The organism is Bradyrhizobium sp. RT6a, from assembly GCF_040547675.1.
In the GTDB taxonomy this organism is placed as follows: domain Bacteria; phylum Pseudomonadota; class Alphaproteobacteria; order Rhizobiales; family Xanthobacteraceae; genus Bradyrhizobium.
In genome coordinates this window covers 1,509,932-1,523,516 of record NZ_JBEPQC010000002.1, presented here as the reverse complement: position 1 = coordinate 1,523,516, position 13,585 = coordinate 1,509,932, and the positions used below count along the sequence as shown (strand labels likewise).

16 protein-coding genes are annotated in these 13,585 nt (G+C 64.2%); 12 read left to right on the top strand and 4 right to left on the bottom strand.

The genetic code is table 11. The features are described from left to right. Nucleotides 1-18 precede the first annotated feature (18 nt). From ABIC03_RS17295 to ABIC03_RS17270, 6 genes are all read left to right on the top strand, one after another. The gene (locus ABIC03_RS17295) at nucleotides 19-1,359 is read left to right on the top strand and encodes an ABC transporter substrate-binding protein (RefSeq protein WP_354059404.1); all 1,341 of its coding nucleotides are present in this window, start codon (nucleotides 19-21) and stop codon (nucleotides 1,357-1,359) included. A 134-nt stretch (nucleotides 1,360-1,493) separates the two neighbouring features. Beyond that, nucleotides 1,494-2,432 carry a carbohydrate ABC transporter permease gene (locus ABIC03_RS17290; protein WP_275171099.1) on the top strand — a complete coding sequence of 313 codons (939 nt, stop codon included), beginning with the start codon at nucleotides 1,494-1,496 and terminating at the stop codon, nucleotides 2,430-2,432. Next, nucleotides 2,432-3,343, top strand: coding sequence for a carbohydrate ABC transporter permease (locus ABIC03_RS17285; RefSeq protein WP_027517994.1), 912 nt, complete (start codon nucleotides 2,432-2,434; stop codon nucleotides 3,341-3,343). The genes ABIC03_RS17290 and ABIC03_RS17285 overlap by 1 nt, the downstream gene beginning before the upstream one ends. 6 nt (nucleotides 3,344-3,349) lie before the next feature. Then, the gene (locus ABIC03_RS17280; RefSeq protein ID WP_354059401.1) at nucleotides 3,350-4,450 is read left to right on the top strand and encodes an ABC transporter ATP-binding protein; all 1,101 of its coding nucleotides are present in this window, start codon (nucleotides 3,350-3,352) and stop codon (nucleotides 4,448-4,450) included. Nucleotides 4,451-4,483: 33 nt separating this feature from the next. Then, complete coding sequence (locus ABIC03_RS17275) at nucleotides 4,484-5,473, top strand: hydroxyacid dehydrogenase (protein WP_354059399.1); 990 nt, start codon at nucleotides 4,484-4,486, stop codon at nucleotides 5,471-5,473. A gap of 185 nt (nucleotides 5,474-5,658) precedes the next feature. Further along, on the top strand, nucleotides 5,659-6,174 hold the full coding sequence (locus ABIC03_RS17270) for a hypothetical protein (RefSeq protein ID WP_354059397.1): 516 nt from the start codon (nucleotides 5,659-5,661) through the stop codon (nucleotides 6,172-6,174). A gap of 32 nt (nucleotides 6,175-6,206) precedes the next feature. On the opposite strand, the gene ABIC03_RS17265 is transcribed toward ABIC03_RS17270, so the two are convergent. Next, nucleotides 6,207-6,704, bottom strand: coding sequence for a DUF1993 domain-containing protein (locus ABIC03_RS17265; RefSeq protein ID WP_354059680.1), 498 nt, complete (start codon nucleotides 6,702-6,704; stop codon nucleotides 6,207-6,209). A 126-nt stretch (nucleotides 6,705-6,830) separates the two neighbouring features. Here ABIC03_RS17265 and ABIC03_RS17260 point away from each other — a divergent pair, with 126 nt between their 5' ends. The 3 genes from ABIC03_RS17260 to ABIC03_RS17250 all read left to right on the top strand — a co-directional run bounded on the left by ABIC03_RS17260 (nucleotide 6,831) and on the right by ABIC03_RS17250 (nucleotide 9,223). Further along, complete coding sequence (locus tag ABIC03_RS17260; RefSeq protein ID WP_354059395.1) at nucleotides 6,831-7,613, top strand: transporter substrate-binding domain-containing protein; 783 nt, start codon at nucleotides 6,831-6,833, stop codon at nucleotides 7,611-7,613. A 173-nt stretch (nucleotides 7,614-7,786) separates the two neighbouring features. Further along, the gene (locus ABIC03_RS17255; protein WP_354059393.1) at nucleotides 7,787-8,695 is read left to right on the top strand and encodes a DUF2147 domain-containing protein; all 909 of its coding nucleotides are present in this window, start codon (nucleotides 7,787-7,789) and stop codon (nucleotides 8,693-8,695) included. 177 nt (nucleotides 8,696-8,872) lie between these two features. Continuing rightward, on the top strand, nucleotides 8,873-9,223 hold the full coding sequence (locus tag ABIC03_RS17250; RefSeq protein WP_275171105.1) for a hypothetical protein: 351 nt from the start codon (nucleotides 8,873-8,875) through the stop codon (nucleotides 9,221-9,223). Between the two features lie 144 nt (nucleotides 9,224-9,367). On the opposite strand, the gene ABIC03_RS17245 is transcribed toward ABIC03_RS17250, so the two are convergent. Further along, nucleotides 9,368-9,772 (bottom strand): (R)-mandelonitrile lyase, encoded by a 405-nt coding sequence (locus ABIC03_RS17245; RefSeq protein ID WP_354059391.1) that lies wholly within the window; start codon nucleotides 9,770-9,772, stop codon nucleotides 9,368-9,370. Between the two features lie 25 nt (nucleotides 9,773-9,797). Beyond that, nucleotides 9,798-10,496, bottom strand: a complete 699-nt coding sequence (locus ABIC03_RS17240; protein ID WP_354059388.1) for a ribonuclease activity regulator RraA — start codon at nucleotides 10,494-10,496, stop codon at nucleotides 9,798-9,800. A gap of 247 nt (nucleotides 10,497-10,743) precedes the next feature. On the opposite strand from ABIC03_RS17240, the gene pxpB reads away from it, so the two are divergent. The 3 genes from pxpB to ABIC03_RS17225 are packed head-to-tail and all read left to right on the top strand — an operon-like array spanning nucleotide 10,744 to nucleotide 13,312. After that, a complete protein-coding gene (gene pxpB, locus ABIC03_RS17235; protein WP_354059386.1) occupies nucleotides 10,744-11,475 on the top strand; it encodes a 5-oxoprolinase subunit PxpB in 732 nt (243 codons plus the stop codon). Further along, nucleotides 11,472-12,509, top strand: a complete 1,038-nt coding sequence (locus ABIC03_RS17230; RefSeq protein WP_354059384.1) for a 5-oxoprolinase subunit C family protein — start codon at nucleotides 11,472-11,474, stop codon at nucleotides 12,507-12,509. Before pxpB ends, ABIC03_RS17230 begins: the two co-directional genes overlap by 4 nt. Nucleotides 12,510-12,541: 32 nt before the next feature. Further along, the gene (locus tag ABIC03_RS17225; protein ID WP_354059382.1) at nucleotides 12,542-13,312 is read left to right on the top strand and encodes a LamB/YcsF family protein; all 771 of its coding nucleotides are present in this window, start codon (nucleotides 12,542-12,544) and stop codon (nucleotides 13,310-13,312) included. Here the strand turns inward: ABIC03_RS17225 and ABIC03_RS17220 are convergent, their stop codons facing one another. Further along, nucleotides 13,313-13,465, bottom strand: coding sequence for a hypothetical protein (locus ABIC03_RS17220; RefSeq protein WP_007590908.1), 153 nt, complete (start codon nucleotides 13,463-13,465; stop codon nucleotides 13,313-13,315). It abuts the gene before it with no gap. Nucleotides 13,466-13,585: the final 120 nt, after the last annotated feature.

The window sequence follows — 13,585 nt, the reverse complement described above, 5'->3', positions numbered from 1 at the left end:
CCCAAGCGAGGAAACGAGATGTCACGCAAGACACTGACGCGACGTCAATTTGTGGCTGCCACTGCAATGTCCTCTGCGGCGCTGATCACGGCGCCCTATGTCCGGGGCGCCTACGCCGCCGGTAAGCTCTCGATCGGCTTCTGGGACCACTGGGTGCCGGGCGCCAACAAGGCCTCCACCGACCTCGTCAACGAATGGGCGGCGAAGGAGAAGGTCGAGGTCTCCATCGACTACATCACCAGCAACAACAAGAAGCTCGAACTGACCGTCGCCGCCGAGGCGCAGGCGAAATCCGGTCACGACATTCTCCAGATGCCGACCTGGTGGCCGCACGCCTATGCGGACCAGCTCGAGTCGGTCAGCGACATCATGGAGCCGATCATCAAGCAGAACGGCGAGGTGAACGGCACGACCAAATATCTCGGCCAGGCCGGCGGCAAATGGCTTGCCGTCCCTGCCACCGTCGGCAGCCAGATCAAGGGCCCCTGCTCGCGCATCGACCTGATGAAGAAGCATGCCGGCATCGACGTTCAGGAGATGTATCCGGCCGGTGGCGTGCCCAAGGACGAGAACTGGACGATGGACGCCTTTCTCAAGGCCGCCGAAGCCTGCAACAAGGCTGGCGTCCCGTTCGGGATCGGCCTCGGCGAGACCACCGACAGCGTCGATACCGCCGGCGCGATCTTCCAGTCGTTCGGCGCCGAGCTCGTCAACGCCAAGGGCGACATCACCGTAAAGACTGACGCCGTGCGTCAGGCTCTCGAATTCTACAAGAAATTGATCGCGGTGCTTCCGGCGGATGCGGCCTCCTGGGATGATGCGTCCAACAACAAATGGCTGATCTCGGGCCGCGGTGCACTGATCCTGAATCCGCCGAGCTCATGGGCCGTCGCCAAACGCGACGCACCACAAGTCGCCGAGCAATGCTGGACGCACGGCATGCCGGCCGGTCCGAAGGGCCGTTTTGCACCCTTCCTGCCCTATTTCTGGGGCGTCTGGGCGTTCGGCAAGAACAAGGAAGCCGCGAAGAGCCTGCTGACCCATCTGTCGCAACCGTCATCGATCGAAAAGTTCGTCGCGGCGAGCGGCGGCTACGATCTCCCGGCTTTCGCGAACATGACGAAGCTGAAGACGTGGGCCGAGGAAGGGCCGCCGAAGGGCACGCTCTATAGCTATCCCGACCCACATGGCCGCCAGACGATGTCGATCGCGGCGTCGCCGGCGCCGCCGAAGATCGCACAGCAGATCTACTCCCAGGCGACGCTGACCAAACTGGTGCTGCGTTACGCACGGGGCGAGACCATCGAGCAGGCGCTCGCCTGGGCCGAGGGCGAGTGCGAAGGCTTCATGCGGAGCTGATGCCGGGCATGTGCCGTGGCGGTTCACGCGTTCGCGCGTGAGCCGCCCGGGATTCACCCTTTCCATCGCCTTCCAAGGGATGCCGACCGATGCGGGCGGCTTCCCTTTCGAACGTCCCGTAAGAAAGTCTGACCATGGCCGATGTCGTCGTTCAGCAAGCTCGCTCCGTCCGTGCCGCGAGCCCGCGCAAACGGGCGAGCCTCAAAAATGCACTCAGGCGGAAGTCGACGATGGCGTTCTTCCTGACGCTGCCGCTGATTCTCCTGATCGCGCTGTTCGTGCTCTATCCTGCCTTCTACTCGATGCATCTCGCCACGCTGAACAAGTCGATGCAGAAGTTCGTCGGCTTGAGCAATTTCACCTTCCTGTTCAAGCGCGACACCTTCTGGATGGTGGTGAGGCAATCCTGCATCTTCGCCCTCACCGCGGTGTTCTTCAAAGCGCTGATGGGCTTCATTGTCGCTCATTTCGTCCACAACCTTCCGGCCAAGGGCCAGCGCAAGTGGCGCGGCATGCTACTGGTGCCCTGGGTGATCCCGCCGGCGATGAGCACCCTGGCCTGGCTGTGGCTGTTCGATCCCTCCTACAGCGCCTTCAACTACACGCTGTCGTTCTTCGGTGTCGGGCCCATCCCTTGGCTTGGCGACACCTTCTGGGCCCGTTTCTCCGTCATTCTCGTCAACGTCTGGTACGGCGCTCCGTTTTTCATGATCATGTATCTGGCCGCGCTTAAATCGGTGCCGGACCAGCTCTACGAGGCTGCCGCCATTGACGGCGCCAATTGGTGGCAGAAGATCTGGCACATCACCCTGCCGATGATGCGCAACATCATCGCCATCACGACGCTGTTCTCGTTGATCGTCACATTTGCCAATTTCGACATCGTGCGCATCCTGACCTCGGGTGGCCCGTTGGATTCGACGCATCTGTTCGCCACCTGGGCCTTCCAGGTCGGAATCCAGAGCAGCGATATTCCGCTCGGCGCATGCGTCTCGCTGTTCATGGTACCGATCCTCGCAGTCGCGGCGATCTTCATCCTGCGCGATGTCAACAAACGTGGGAACGAAGCCTGATGAGCACGCTTGCAATCGACAAGGGCGGTCCCACGCGCAAGGTCAAGTACCGGAGCATGAGCCGGGATCGGACGTGGGCGCTGCGCTGGTCCTACTTCTTCCTGGTGCTGTTCGCGATTTTTTCGCTCGTCCCGCCAATCTACATGCTGATCACCTCCCTCAAGAGCAGCGCGGAGATTTCGGCGGCCACCAATCCCTGGTGGGTATTTCATCCCACCCTGGCGAACTACGTCGAGCTGTTGACCTCGAACCAGTTTTTGCGCTTCTTCTGGAATTCGGCGGTCGTCTCCATCGTCGTTGTGTGCGTCACCATGCTGATCAGCATTCCTGCGGCCTTCGCGCTGGCAAGGATGAAGTTCTGGGGCTCGACGACGCTCGCGACCGGTGTTTTTCTGACCTACCTGGTTCCGGACAGCCTGTTGTTCATTCCGCTGTTCAAAATGCTCGCAGCGGTCCAGGACATCACCGGCATCACGCTCCTCAACCGATGGTACGTGCTGCTGTTCATCTATCCGACGCTGACCGTGCCGTTCTGCACCTGGATCATGATCGGTTATTTCGCCTCGATCCCGAAGGAGCTGGACGAGGCGGCTCTCATCGACGGCGCCTCCTGGCTCCAGACCCTGACGCGGATTTTCATCCCCGTCGCCCTACCCGGCCTGATCGCGGCGACCATCTTCGCCTTCACAGTCTCATGGGCGCAGTTCCTCTATCCCCTGGTGTTCACGACATCCATCGACCAGCTCGTGCTGCCGGTCGGCATCACCACCACGCTGATCAAGGGCGACGTCTTCAATTGGGGTCAGATCATGACCGGCGCGCTACTGGGCGCGGCCCCGCCGCTGATCATCTACGCCTTCCTGATGGACTATTACATTGCCGGCCTGACCGCCGGCGCGACAAAGGGTTGATGTCTTATGGCTGAAGTTGCGTTGCGGAAGGTCGTCAAGCGTTACGATGAGGTCGAGGCGGTGCGCGGCATCGATCTCGACATCTCCGACCATGAGTTCATCGTGCTGGTGGGGCCATCGGGCTGCGGCAAGTCGACGACATTGCGGATGATCGCGGGACTCGAGGACATCACCGACGGCGACATCATGATCGGCGGGGACGTCGTCAACGACGTGCCGCCGAAGGACCGCGACATTGCGATGGTGTTTCAGAACTACGCGCTCTATCCGCACATGACCGTCGCGGAGAACATGTCGTTCGGGTTGCGGCTCAAGCACTACCCGAAGGCCGAGATCAAGGCGCGGGTGACCGAGGCCGCCCGCCTCCTCGACATCACCGACCTAATCGACCGCAAGCCGAAGCAGCTCTCCGGCGGTCAGCGCCAGCGCGTCGCCATGGGGCGGGCCATCGTGCGCAACCCAAAAGTCTTCCTGTTCGACGAGCCGCTGTCCAATCTCGACGCCAAGCTGCGCGTGCAGATGCGGATCGAGATCAAGAAGGTGCACCAGAAGGTGCGTACCACGACGGTCTACGTCACCCACGACCAGGTCGAGGCGATGACGCTGGCAGATCGCGTGGTGGTGATGAACAAGGGCCGCATCGAGCAGATCGGCACCCCGAACGAGCTCTACCACAAGCCGGCGACGCGCTTCGTCGCGGGCTTCATCGGCTCACCGGCGATGAACTTCATTCCGTGCCGGCTCGAGGACGTCGGCGGCAAGCTCAACATCCGCCTGACGGACCGCATCTCGTTCCCGTTGCCGCCGGCCCGCGCCGCCCGTTACAGCGCGCTGCCCCGAGCCGAAAACCTGTTGCTCGGCATCCGTCCCGAACATCTCACGGAATCGCATGCCCATCTGGAGCCGGGAGTCGAGACCTTCGACACTGTGCTTGATGTCACCGAGCCAATGGGAATGGAGACGCTGGTCTATTTCGGCCTGGAAGGCACGCCAATTTGCGGCCGTGTCGATCCCAATGCGGGCGCCAAGGACGGCGACCCCATGCGTTTGGCGATGGACCTCAACAATATGCACCTGCTAAACGAGGCGACCGGCGTCGTATTGTGACGACCGGTCGGGAAACTCGCGCAGGTAGGAACGATGTCGACCAACAAGAAGAAAATCTTTGTCACGCAAACTTTGTCGCAAGGGGCGCGCGCCCTCCTCACCCAGCGAGATGACATCGAGCTCATCGAGTTTCCGAACCTGATCTCCGCCAGGGATTTTGAGGCCTTGCTGAAGAGCCACGCGCCGGTCCATGGCGTGGCGCTCGGCGCCACCGCTTTCGGCGAGACCGAGCTCGAAGCCTCAAAGGATATGAAGGTGGTGACCCGGATCGGCGTCGGCTACGACGCCGTCGACGTTCCCGCCCTCTCCCGCCGCAAGGTGCCGCTGATGGTCGCGGGCAGCGCGAATTCGCCCTCGGTCGCCGAGCAGGCGCTGTTCATGATGCTGACCCTGGCCAAACGCGCGCAGGAGATGCACGCCTGCGTCAAGGACGGCAAATGGGCCGACCGCCTCGGCATGCTGCCGTTCGATCTCTACGGCAAGACCGTCCTCATCATCGGCTTCGGCCGCATCGGCACCCGCACCGCCAAGCGCTGCCTGGCGATGGACATGAATGTGCAGGTCTATGATCCCTACAAGCCCGCCGCGGACATCAAGGCAGCAGGCTGCGAGCCGGTCGCCGATCTCGATGCCGCACTGCCTCACGCCGATTTCGTCACCATCCACTGCCCGAAGACGCCGGAGACCGTCGGCCTGTTCGATGCGGCGCGGATCGGTCGGATGAAGCCGAAATCCTATCTCATCAACACCGCGCGCGGCGGCATCGTGAAGGAAGCGGCGCTGTATGACGCACTGGTCTCGGGCAAGCTCGCCGGTGCCGGCATCGACGTGTTCGAGGTCGAGCCGCCGCCGGTCAGCAACGCGCTGTTCGCGCTGCCCAACGTCATCATGGCCCCGCATGTCGCCGGCGTCACGGTCGAGGCGGTGAGCCGGATGAGCGAGCAGACCGCGCGAAACATTCTGAGTGTGCTGGACGGCGATCCCATCCGGCAGAACATCATCAATCAGGATGTCCTGGGCTGAGCTGATCTCCAGGGCGGGCGCTGCTCCTCGACGGGCGGCCGCCCCCCGCCTTCGGAACGCCAGAATGAGTCCCATTTTGGTGCAGATCGAGCCCTCACTCAGCCTTAATCAAACCCGCGTAATAGGTCCGGCCGCGGCGGCAGTGGGACAGACTTGCCGGCCGCGTGGAGCTGGAGGATGGACCCTTGTCAGAGATCGACCCGACCGACCACGCGTTGGCGACCATCGCCAGCATCCTGGAGCACCCTGAACCCGTCCTCGTCGTGCGCGAGACCGAGACCGTGCGCGAGACCGAAACCGTGACCGTGACCGAAATGGTGGTTGCTGGTGAGCACGGGGTCGCCGACGAGCACCCGTTAGTCGACGAGCACCCGATGGTCGATGAGCATCCGGTGGTCGAGGAGCAGCCGCTGGTGCCGGAGCACACCGATGCCGACGGCTACAGCAAGGTCGGGCCCGGGCCGATGGTGGCGATCCGTCTGAAATGGACGGTCCATCGCGGCGATGACGGCCAGTTCTACGTCCACGAGACCATCGGCGAGCAGTCCGTGCCCGTGGTCAGCGGCCCGATGACCGGCGAAGCCGCAGTGCATTTCGTCGACGCGCACGAGGACGAGGCACATCGGCGCTTCGAAGAGCTGCGCAGCGAGATCGCTGGCCGCAGCTCGCTCGCCGATTACGAGCGCAAGGGCGAAACCTAGCGCGCTTTCGAACGAAGTGGATGCCGGTCGGCCTATCGTCGTCCGAGATAATCCTTCTTCACGAGCTCGACGCCTGCGTGCCGCAACAGGTCGTAGGCGGTCGTAACGTGAAAGAAGAACTGCGGGACGCTGAAGGTCAGCAGCAGCGTGCGCCCGGTGAAGGGCAACTCGGTCCCGTTCTTCAGCCTGAAGAAGACATTCCGTTCCGCCGCAGCATTGATCTCCGCGCGCGGCAGGCCTTCGATGAACTCGATTGACGTCGCGATGCGGGCCTGGAGTCCGGCCATGTCGTGCTCCAGCATCGGCAGCATCACCGGCTCGCGGTCGGCCAGCAAGGCCGAGGCGACCGTGGCATGGCGGCAGGCCTCCCCGATCTGTTGCGCCAGATCGTACATGTCGGGCGCAATGCGCATGCCGAGCAGGACGGCCGGATTGAACTTCCGGGCTTCGGCATAGGCAACGCCCTTGTCGAGCAGTGCGGACAGGTTGCGCAGATACGGCACGAAGACGCCGACCGAGGCGTCATGCATCGAGATCGTCACTTCAGAATTCCCTTCAATTCCGCCTCGCCAGCGACGGGCATCTGGTCTAAATCCAACCCTCGAGAGCCGCACAATGACAGCTCGGGCATGGGTGGAAAAGAGATGATCGTTCGAATGACCCGTCGAATTTTGGCGACTTTGGCCGTGGTCCTGCTGGCAAACCTTTCGGCCCACGCACAGCAGGCGGCGCCCTCCCGCCTCGACGAGATCGTCAAGCGCGGCACTTTGCGCGTCGGCATGACCGGCGACTACAAGCCCTTCACCTATCTCGACAAGACGACGCAGCAGTTCAACGGCTTCGATGTCGACATGGCGGAGGCGCTCGGCAAGGCGCTCGGCGTCAAGGTCGAATTCGTGCCGACGGCCTGGCCAAAGCTGATGAAGGATTTCGAGGCAGACCAGTTCGACATCGCCATGGGCGGCGTCTCGGTCACGCTCGACCGGCAGAAGAAGGGTTTCTTCTCCACGCCGATCATGCGCGAGGGCAAGACGCCGATCGCGCGCTGTGCCGACGTCGCCAAATACCAGAGCATCACCGACATCGACAAGAAGGGCACCCGCGTGATCGTCAATCCCGGCGGCACCAACGAGCGCTTCGCGCGTGCCAACATCAAGGAAGCCGACATCACCGTCTTCCCGGACAACACCGTGATCTTCGACGAGATCGCCAAGGGTAATGCCGACCTGATGATGACGGACGCCTCCGAGACGCGCTACCAGCAGAAGCAGCATCAAGGCGTGCTCTGCGCGGTGCATCCCGAAAAGCCGTTCGACTTCTCCGAGAAGGCCTATTGGCTCCAGCGCGACATGGCGCTGAAGGCGTTCGTCGACCAATGGCTGCATATTTCCATGCAGGACGGCAGCTACAAGAAGATCTACGCCGCCTGGTTCGATTAGGGACCGCGTCCTCCTGTCGCTTGCCCCGGCCAAACTTTGGACCGGCTGCGGTGTTATTGAACCCGAAACCGCCGGACCACGACTCATACGGTGACAGTGATCTAGATCACTTTTTGCGATCGAACCGGGGCGTAAGCGTCGGTCCGGGGACCACCTGTTTCAGGAGACGCGAAATGAGGAAGCTGTTGGCCACGGCCGCATTCCTTCTGGCGAGCACCGCTGCGCAGGCGCAGTACACCTTCGACTATGGCGGGCGTACCATCCGCATCGATCCCGACCGCGGCACGGTGCAAATCCCCGGCGTCTACGACAACACCGGCCAGGGCAAAGCGAAGAAAACCAAGAATGATGCCAAGGGGGCTCCAAAAGCGGACCCGCAGGCACCGCAACAAGCCAAGGCTGACCCGCAGGCGCCCGCCAATCCGGCGCCGGCCCCGGCACCTGTCGCGGCGCCTCCGGTGGCCGAGCAGGCCCCCGTCCAAGCTCCCGTCCAAGCTCCCGTGGCCGTCGCGCCTCCCGTCCCGCCGGCACCTCCGGCCACCACGGCTAACAATGCTCCGGCCGAAGACGCGCTGGTGCCGCCGCCTCAGCCGGCCCCGAGTGCTGCCCCGACCGTGGCGGCAGTCCCGCCCGCACCGCCTCCGCCGCCCGCCCCAACGGTCGCAGCAGCGCCTCCGGCTCCGCCTCCTGTTCCGGCACCTGCGCCCGCCCCCGTTCAGTCGGCTGCCGTCGCGCCACCGGCTCCCGCAACCGCGCCTAGGCGCGATCTCAATTCACCGCTCGGCGTCTGGCTCACCGAGGAGAAGGAGGGCAAGGTCCGGATCGAGCAATGCGGCAGCAATCTCTGCGGCTACTCGGTCGATTCGAAATCGAACCAGAATGGCGAGCAGGTTCTGATCAACATGAAGCCCGGCAAGGACCAGAACAAGGACCAGAAGTGGTCCGGCCGCATCCTCGATCCGAACTCCGGCTCGACCTACGATTCAACCATCGCGCTGAAGGGCACCGATCGCCTGCGCGTACAGGGCTGCGCCTTCGGCGGCATGTTCTGCGGCGGCCAGACCTGGACGCGGGTGAACTGACTTTGTGGTGACACTCTGACCGAGACAAAGGGCCCGCAATGCGGGCCCTTTCGCTTTCGCCCGCCAAATCGGCGACGTGCGCGACATCACAGAGCCCGTCGCCCGCGTGATAGCCCTCACATCGCCGGTTCCGCGTCGATGTCACGATCCCCGCATGATCAACCCTAGGGGCGTGTCATGAACGGATTTCGTAAGGCTCTCTTCGCCACCATCATCGTCATCGCGTTGCCGGCCGCGCAGGCCAGCGCCAGCACTTTCGACGGCGCATGGAATGTCCGTATTTCGTCGTCGAGCGAGACCTGCGGTAACGGCTCGACCGTCGCGATCGGCATCAACAACGGTCAGATCGCCTCGAGCAGCGCAATGGTGACGGCATCAGGCCGCGTCGCGGATGCGGGCAGCATCAACGTCACCTTGAGCACCGGCATCAAGCGCGCCGTCGGCTTCGGCCGGCTCAGCGGCACCTCTGGCTCCGGCACGTGGCGCGGCAGCATGTGCAAGGGCACGTGGACGGCGGAGCGGATGTAAGTGCTCTTGTCCCGGACGCGGTGCAGCGTGCAACGCTTCTCCGCAGAGCCGGGACCAAGCATTCTTCGTGGGTCTCAAATCGCTGAGTCCCGGATCGGCGATGCATCGCCTTACGGCGATGCATCTTGTCCGGGGCACGGGACGCTAGCCGACCGGCGCCCCATACTCGGCGTCGGTCACGGGCTCCAGCCAGGTTGAGAACACGCCGTCGAGCGCTTCCTGCATGGCGATGTGGGTCATGCCGTTAGTTGGCGACCCGCCGTGCCAGTGCAGCTCGCCCGGTGGAATCCAGACGGTGTCGCCGGGACGGATTTCGATAACGGGCCCGCCCTTGGACTGGACCCGGCCGACCCCCGAAATCACATAGAGCGTCTGCCCGAGCGGATGGTGATGCCAGTTGGTGCGCGCGCCCGGCTCGAACGAGACGCGCGAGCAGTTCAGCCGCGCCGGCGCGGGCGCCATGATGACGGGGTCCTGCCAGACCGTGCCGGTGAAGTGTTCCCCGGGCGCACGACGGGTCGGCCGCGTGCCTGCAACAGTGATCTCCATTGGATTTACCTCACTTCTTTCCCGGTTACTTCTTGCTTGCGGCGTAGCGCGCCTTGGTCTCGGCGTTCATGGGATAGAGGCCCGGGAGCACCGCGCCATTGTTCACCTCGTTGACGATCCAGGCTTCCATCCGCTCCTGCTCGACACCCTCGTTGAGTACGTGCTCGAGCATCGCCTGCGGGATCAGCACGCAGCCGTCCTGGTCGGCGACCACAATGTCGTTCGGGAAGACCGCAACGCCGCCGCAACCGATCGGCTCGCCCCAACCGACGAAGGTCAGACCGGCGACTGACGGCGGCGCGGCATAGCCGTCGCACCAGACCGGCAGGTTGGTGCCGAGCACGCCCTCGACGTCACGCACGACACCGTCGGTGACGAGTGCGGTGACGCCGCGCTTCATCATGCGCGCGCACAGGATGTCGCCGAAGATGCCGGCGTCGGTAATGCCCATGGCGTCGACTACGGCGACGCAGCCCTCCGGCATCGCCTCGATCGCGGTGCGGGTCGAGATCGGCGACGACCAGGATTCCGGCGTCGCCAGATCCTCGCGCGCCGGCACGAAGCGCAGCGTGAAGGCCGGTCCCACCAGGCGCGGCAGACCCGGGCGCAGCGGACGCGCGCCGCGCATCCAGATGTTGCGCAGGCCCTTCTTCAGCAGGACCGTTGTGATGGTGGCAGTGGTGATGCCGGCGAGGGTCTTGCGGGCTTCGGGGGACAGCGACATGGAAACAGACGAGCTCCGGATGGGCGGGAAAGCACGCGCGCATCTTGCGGGGTGCGGGCCTTGCGTCAAGGGCCAACAAGCTACCAATCATGCGGGGCCGCAGCGCTGTTATGCGTCGCGATAACAAGGCTTTATCGTCTCCCCCTGCATTAATTTATTGGACTTGCGGGCACATTTACGCGAAGCAGGAACAAGCGGAGCTCAAGGCCGAGCCCGCGTATCTCCAGAAGCCCGATTTCGACACCCCATGTCCGCGACGCTTCCCCCGCCCCGCCTTCTGCCCAGTGGCGACAGCGCCGTCACGGTCGAGTTCAGCCGTACCATTGACGACGACGCCAACCAGCGCGTGCTGGCGCTCGACAAGGCGCTCGCGGCAAGCGCGATTGATGCCATCACCGAGTCCGTGCCGACTTATCGCTCGCTGCTGGTGCATTACGACCCGGGCAAGATCGGCTTCGACGCGCTCGGCGAAAAGCTGCTCGCGCTCGCCAGCCAGCCGCTGCCGCCGGCCACCAAAGCGCGCCGCTGGCGTATTCCCGTCGCCTATGGCGGCGAGCACGGCATCGACCTCGAGGACGTCGCGAAGGCGCTGAATACCACACCCGACGACATCGTCGCGCGTCACGTCGCCGGCGACTACAAGGTTGCCATGATCGGCTTCACGCCGGGGTGGTCCTATCTCAGCGGCCTCGACAAATCCCTGCAGATGTCGCGGCGACAGAATCCGCGGCTGCTGACGCCTGCCGGCACGATCTCGATCGGCGGCATCCAGGCCGGAATCCAGTGCCTGGCAGCGCCGAGCGGCTGGCACCTGCTCGGCCGCACTCCAGTGCGGACCTATCAGCTCCACCGCAATCCGACCTTCCTCACCGAACCCGGCGATCGCGTGACGTTTTTCGCCATCGACCACAAGACGTTCGAGGAACAGGACCGCGCCGCCGAAGCCGGCGAGATCATTGCCGAGCAGGTGGTCGCATGAGCCGGCTCGTGATCGCCAGCATCGGGCCTGCAAGCTCGGTCCAGGACGGCGGACGCCATGGAGCGCAGCGCTATGGCCTGACGGTCAGCGGCGCGATGGACCGCCTCTCGCTCGCGGCAGCGAACACGCTTGTCGGCAACGAACCGTTCGCAGCCGTTGTCGAGGTCGGCCCGTTCGGCGCCTCGTTCACCGCGCGCGACGGTGCCGTGCGCGTCGCCATTTCAGGCGCGCCGCGCAATGCGGAAATTGCCGGCAGTCCGGTCGCCATGGACACATCGGTGACGCTGAAGGACGGCGAGACGCTGACGCTGGGTTTTGCCCGCGGCGGGGCGTTCACTTATCTGGCGATCGAAGGCGGGATCAAGGGCGAGCCGGTGTTCGGCAGCCTTGCGGTCAACGCCCGTGCCGGTCTCGGCAGCCCCTACCCGCGCCCGCTGCAGGCCGGCGACGAATTCACCGTCGATGCCGCAAGCGGTGCACCGGACCTGCGCATCGAACTGCCGAAGCCATCGAGCGGTCCGATCCGCGTCCTGCTGGGACCGCAGGACGACGAGTTCGACGACGCCAACAAGGCGCTGTTCCTCGACAGCGAGTGGAAGATCTCGGCGACCTCCGATCGCATGGGCTACCGGCTCGAGGGCCCCGCGATCAAGCATCTGCATGGCCACAACATCGTCTCCGACGGCACGGTCAACGGCAGCATCCAGGTGCCCGGCAACGGCGCGCCGATCGCGCTGATGATGGATCGCGGCACCTCCGGCGGCTACCCGAAGATTGCGACCGTGATCACGGCCGATGTCGGCCGTCTCGCGCAAACCTCGGCAGGAACCGCGTTCCGCTTCAAGGCGGTCAGCATGGCCGAGGCGCAGGACGAGGCGAGAAAATTCGCGCAGCTGATCCGCAACCTGCCCGATCGCCTGCGCTCCGCCGACACCGTCGCGCTCAACATCGAAGCGCTCAGCGATGCCAACGTCGCGGGCTATGCTGTCAGTGCCGTCGACGCCCGGACCTGGCAGGTTGCGGCCGAGCCGTAAACGACAAGACGACCAGAGATGGAGAGCACCCCATGAAGACGATCGATCTCAATTGCGATCTCGGCGAAGGTTTTGGCGCGTGGGAGATGGGCAACGATGCCGCCATGATCGAACTGGCGAGCTCGGTCAATGTCGCCTGCGGCTTCCACGCCGGCGATCCCGATATCATGCGCCGGACGGTCGAGCTGGCGAAGGCGCGCGGCGTCTCGGTCGGCGCGCATCCTGGCTATCGCGACCTGCACGGCTTCGGCCGCCATCCTATCGCGGGCCTGAAAGCCTCCGAGATCGAGAACCTCGTCGCCTACCAGATCGGCGCCCTGCAGGCGATCGCGACCGCGGCCGGCCACAAGGTGACGCACGTGAAGGCGCATGGCGCGCTCTCCAATGTCGCCTGCGAGGACGACATGACCGCGAAGGCGATCGCCGCCGGCATCAAGGCGGTCGATCAGAGCCTGATCTTCGTCGTGCTCGCCAATTCGAAGCTGGTGAAGGCCGGCGAAGCCGCCAATCTGCCGATGGTGCACGAGGTGTTCGCCGACCGCGCCTATGAGGACGATGGCAATCTCGTCTCGCGCAAGAAGCCGGGTGCGGTGCTGCATGACGTCAAGGCGATCGCCGACCGCGTGGTGCGCATGGTACAGGACGGCGCGGTGGTCTCGGTCACAGGCAAGGTCATCAAGATGCGCACCGACACGGTGTGCATCCACGGTGATACGCCGGGCGCCGTCGACATCGCGCGCGGTTTGCGGCAGGCCTTGAAGGATGCAGGGATCGAGGTCGCGCCGTTCAAGCGCGGGGCGTGATCAGAACGGGTGCACCGACAGCGTGCCGAACACGATCGCGGCGATAACCGCGAAGGCGCTGTACATCGCGGCATGATGCACGCTCGCCCCGGTCCGCCGCGAGAGCGAACGCGCGTAGAAGTGCAGCCGGGCTTCCGCCGATAGTTCGCGCATGGTCGATCTCCAACGCCCCATATGCGGGATTATGAGGGATCAACCGGGGTGGCGGGCAAGAGACCCGCGGAAATAGCGATGCGGGTTCTCTGAAAACCCCGCATCGCAGGAGCAAATTCT

Excerpts from the sequence above, each read along its gene's own strand:
- ABIC03_RS17245 (WP_354059391.1), bottom strand. The coding sequence starts at position 9,772 with ATGGAGATCACTGTTGCAGGCACGCGGCCGACCCGTCGTGCGCCCGGG.
- ABIC03_RS17225 (WP_354059382.1), top strand. The coding sequence starts at position 12,542 with ATGAAGACGATCGATCTCAATTGCGATCTCGGCGAAGGTTTTGGCGCG.
- ABIC03_RS17295 (WP_354059404.1), top strand. The coding sequence starts at position 19 with ATGTCACGCAAGACACTGACGCGACGTCAATTTGTGGCTGCCACTGCA.
- ABIC03_RS17265 (WP_354059680.1), bottom strand. The coding sequence starts at position 6,704 with ATGCATGACGCCTCGGTCGGCGTCTTCGTGCCGTATCTGCGCAACCTG.
- ABIC03_RS17230 (WP_354059384.1), top strand. The coding sequence starts at position 11,472 with ATGAGCCGGCTCGTGATCGCCAGCATCGGGCCTGCAAGCTCGGTCCAG.
- ABIC03_RS17290 (WP_275171099.1), top strand. The coding sequence starts at position 1,494 with ATGGCCGATGTCGTCGTTCAGCAAGCTCGCTCCGTCCGTGCCGCGAGC.
- ABIC03_RS17275 (WP_354059399.1), top strand. The coding sequence starts at position 4,484 with ATGTCGACCAACAAGAAGAAAATCTTTGTCACGCAAACTTTGTCGCAA.
- pxpB (WP_354059386.1), top strand. The coding sequence starts at position 10,744 with ATGTCCGCGACGCTTCCCCCGCCCCGCCTTCTGCCCAGTGGCGACAGC.
- ABIC03_RS17260 (WP_354059395.1), top strand. The coding sequence starts at position 6,831 with ATGACCCGTCGAATTTTGGCGACTTTGGCCGTGGTCCTGCTGGCAAAC.
- ABIC03_RS17255 (WP_354059393.1), top strand. The coding sequence starts at position 7,787 with ATGAGGAAGCTGTTGGCCACGGCCGCATTCCTTCTGGCGAGCACCGCT.
- ABIC03_RS17220 (WP_007590908.1), bottom strand. The coding sequence starts at position 13,465 with ATGCGCGAACTATCGGCGGAAGCCCGGCTGCACTTCTACGCGCGTTCG.
- ABIC03_RS17285 (WP_027517994.1), top strand. The coding sequence starts at position 2,432 with ATGAGCACGCTTGCAATCGACAAGGGCGGTCCCACGCGCAAGGTCAAG.
- ABIC03_RS17240 (WP_354059388.1), bottom strand. The coding sequence starts at position 10,496 with ATGTCGCTGTCCCCCGAAGCCCGCAAGACCCTCGCCGGCATCACCACT.
- ABIC03_RS17280 (WP_354059401.1), top strand. The coding sequence starts at position 3,350 with ATGGCTGAAGTTGCGTTGCGGAAGGTCGTCAAGCGTTACGATGAGGTC.
- ABIC03_RS17250 (WP_275171105.1), top strand. The coding sequence starts at position 8,873 with ATGAACGGATTTCGTAAGGCTCTCTTCGCCACCATCATCGTCATCGCG.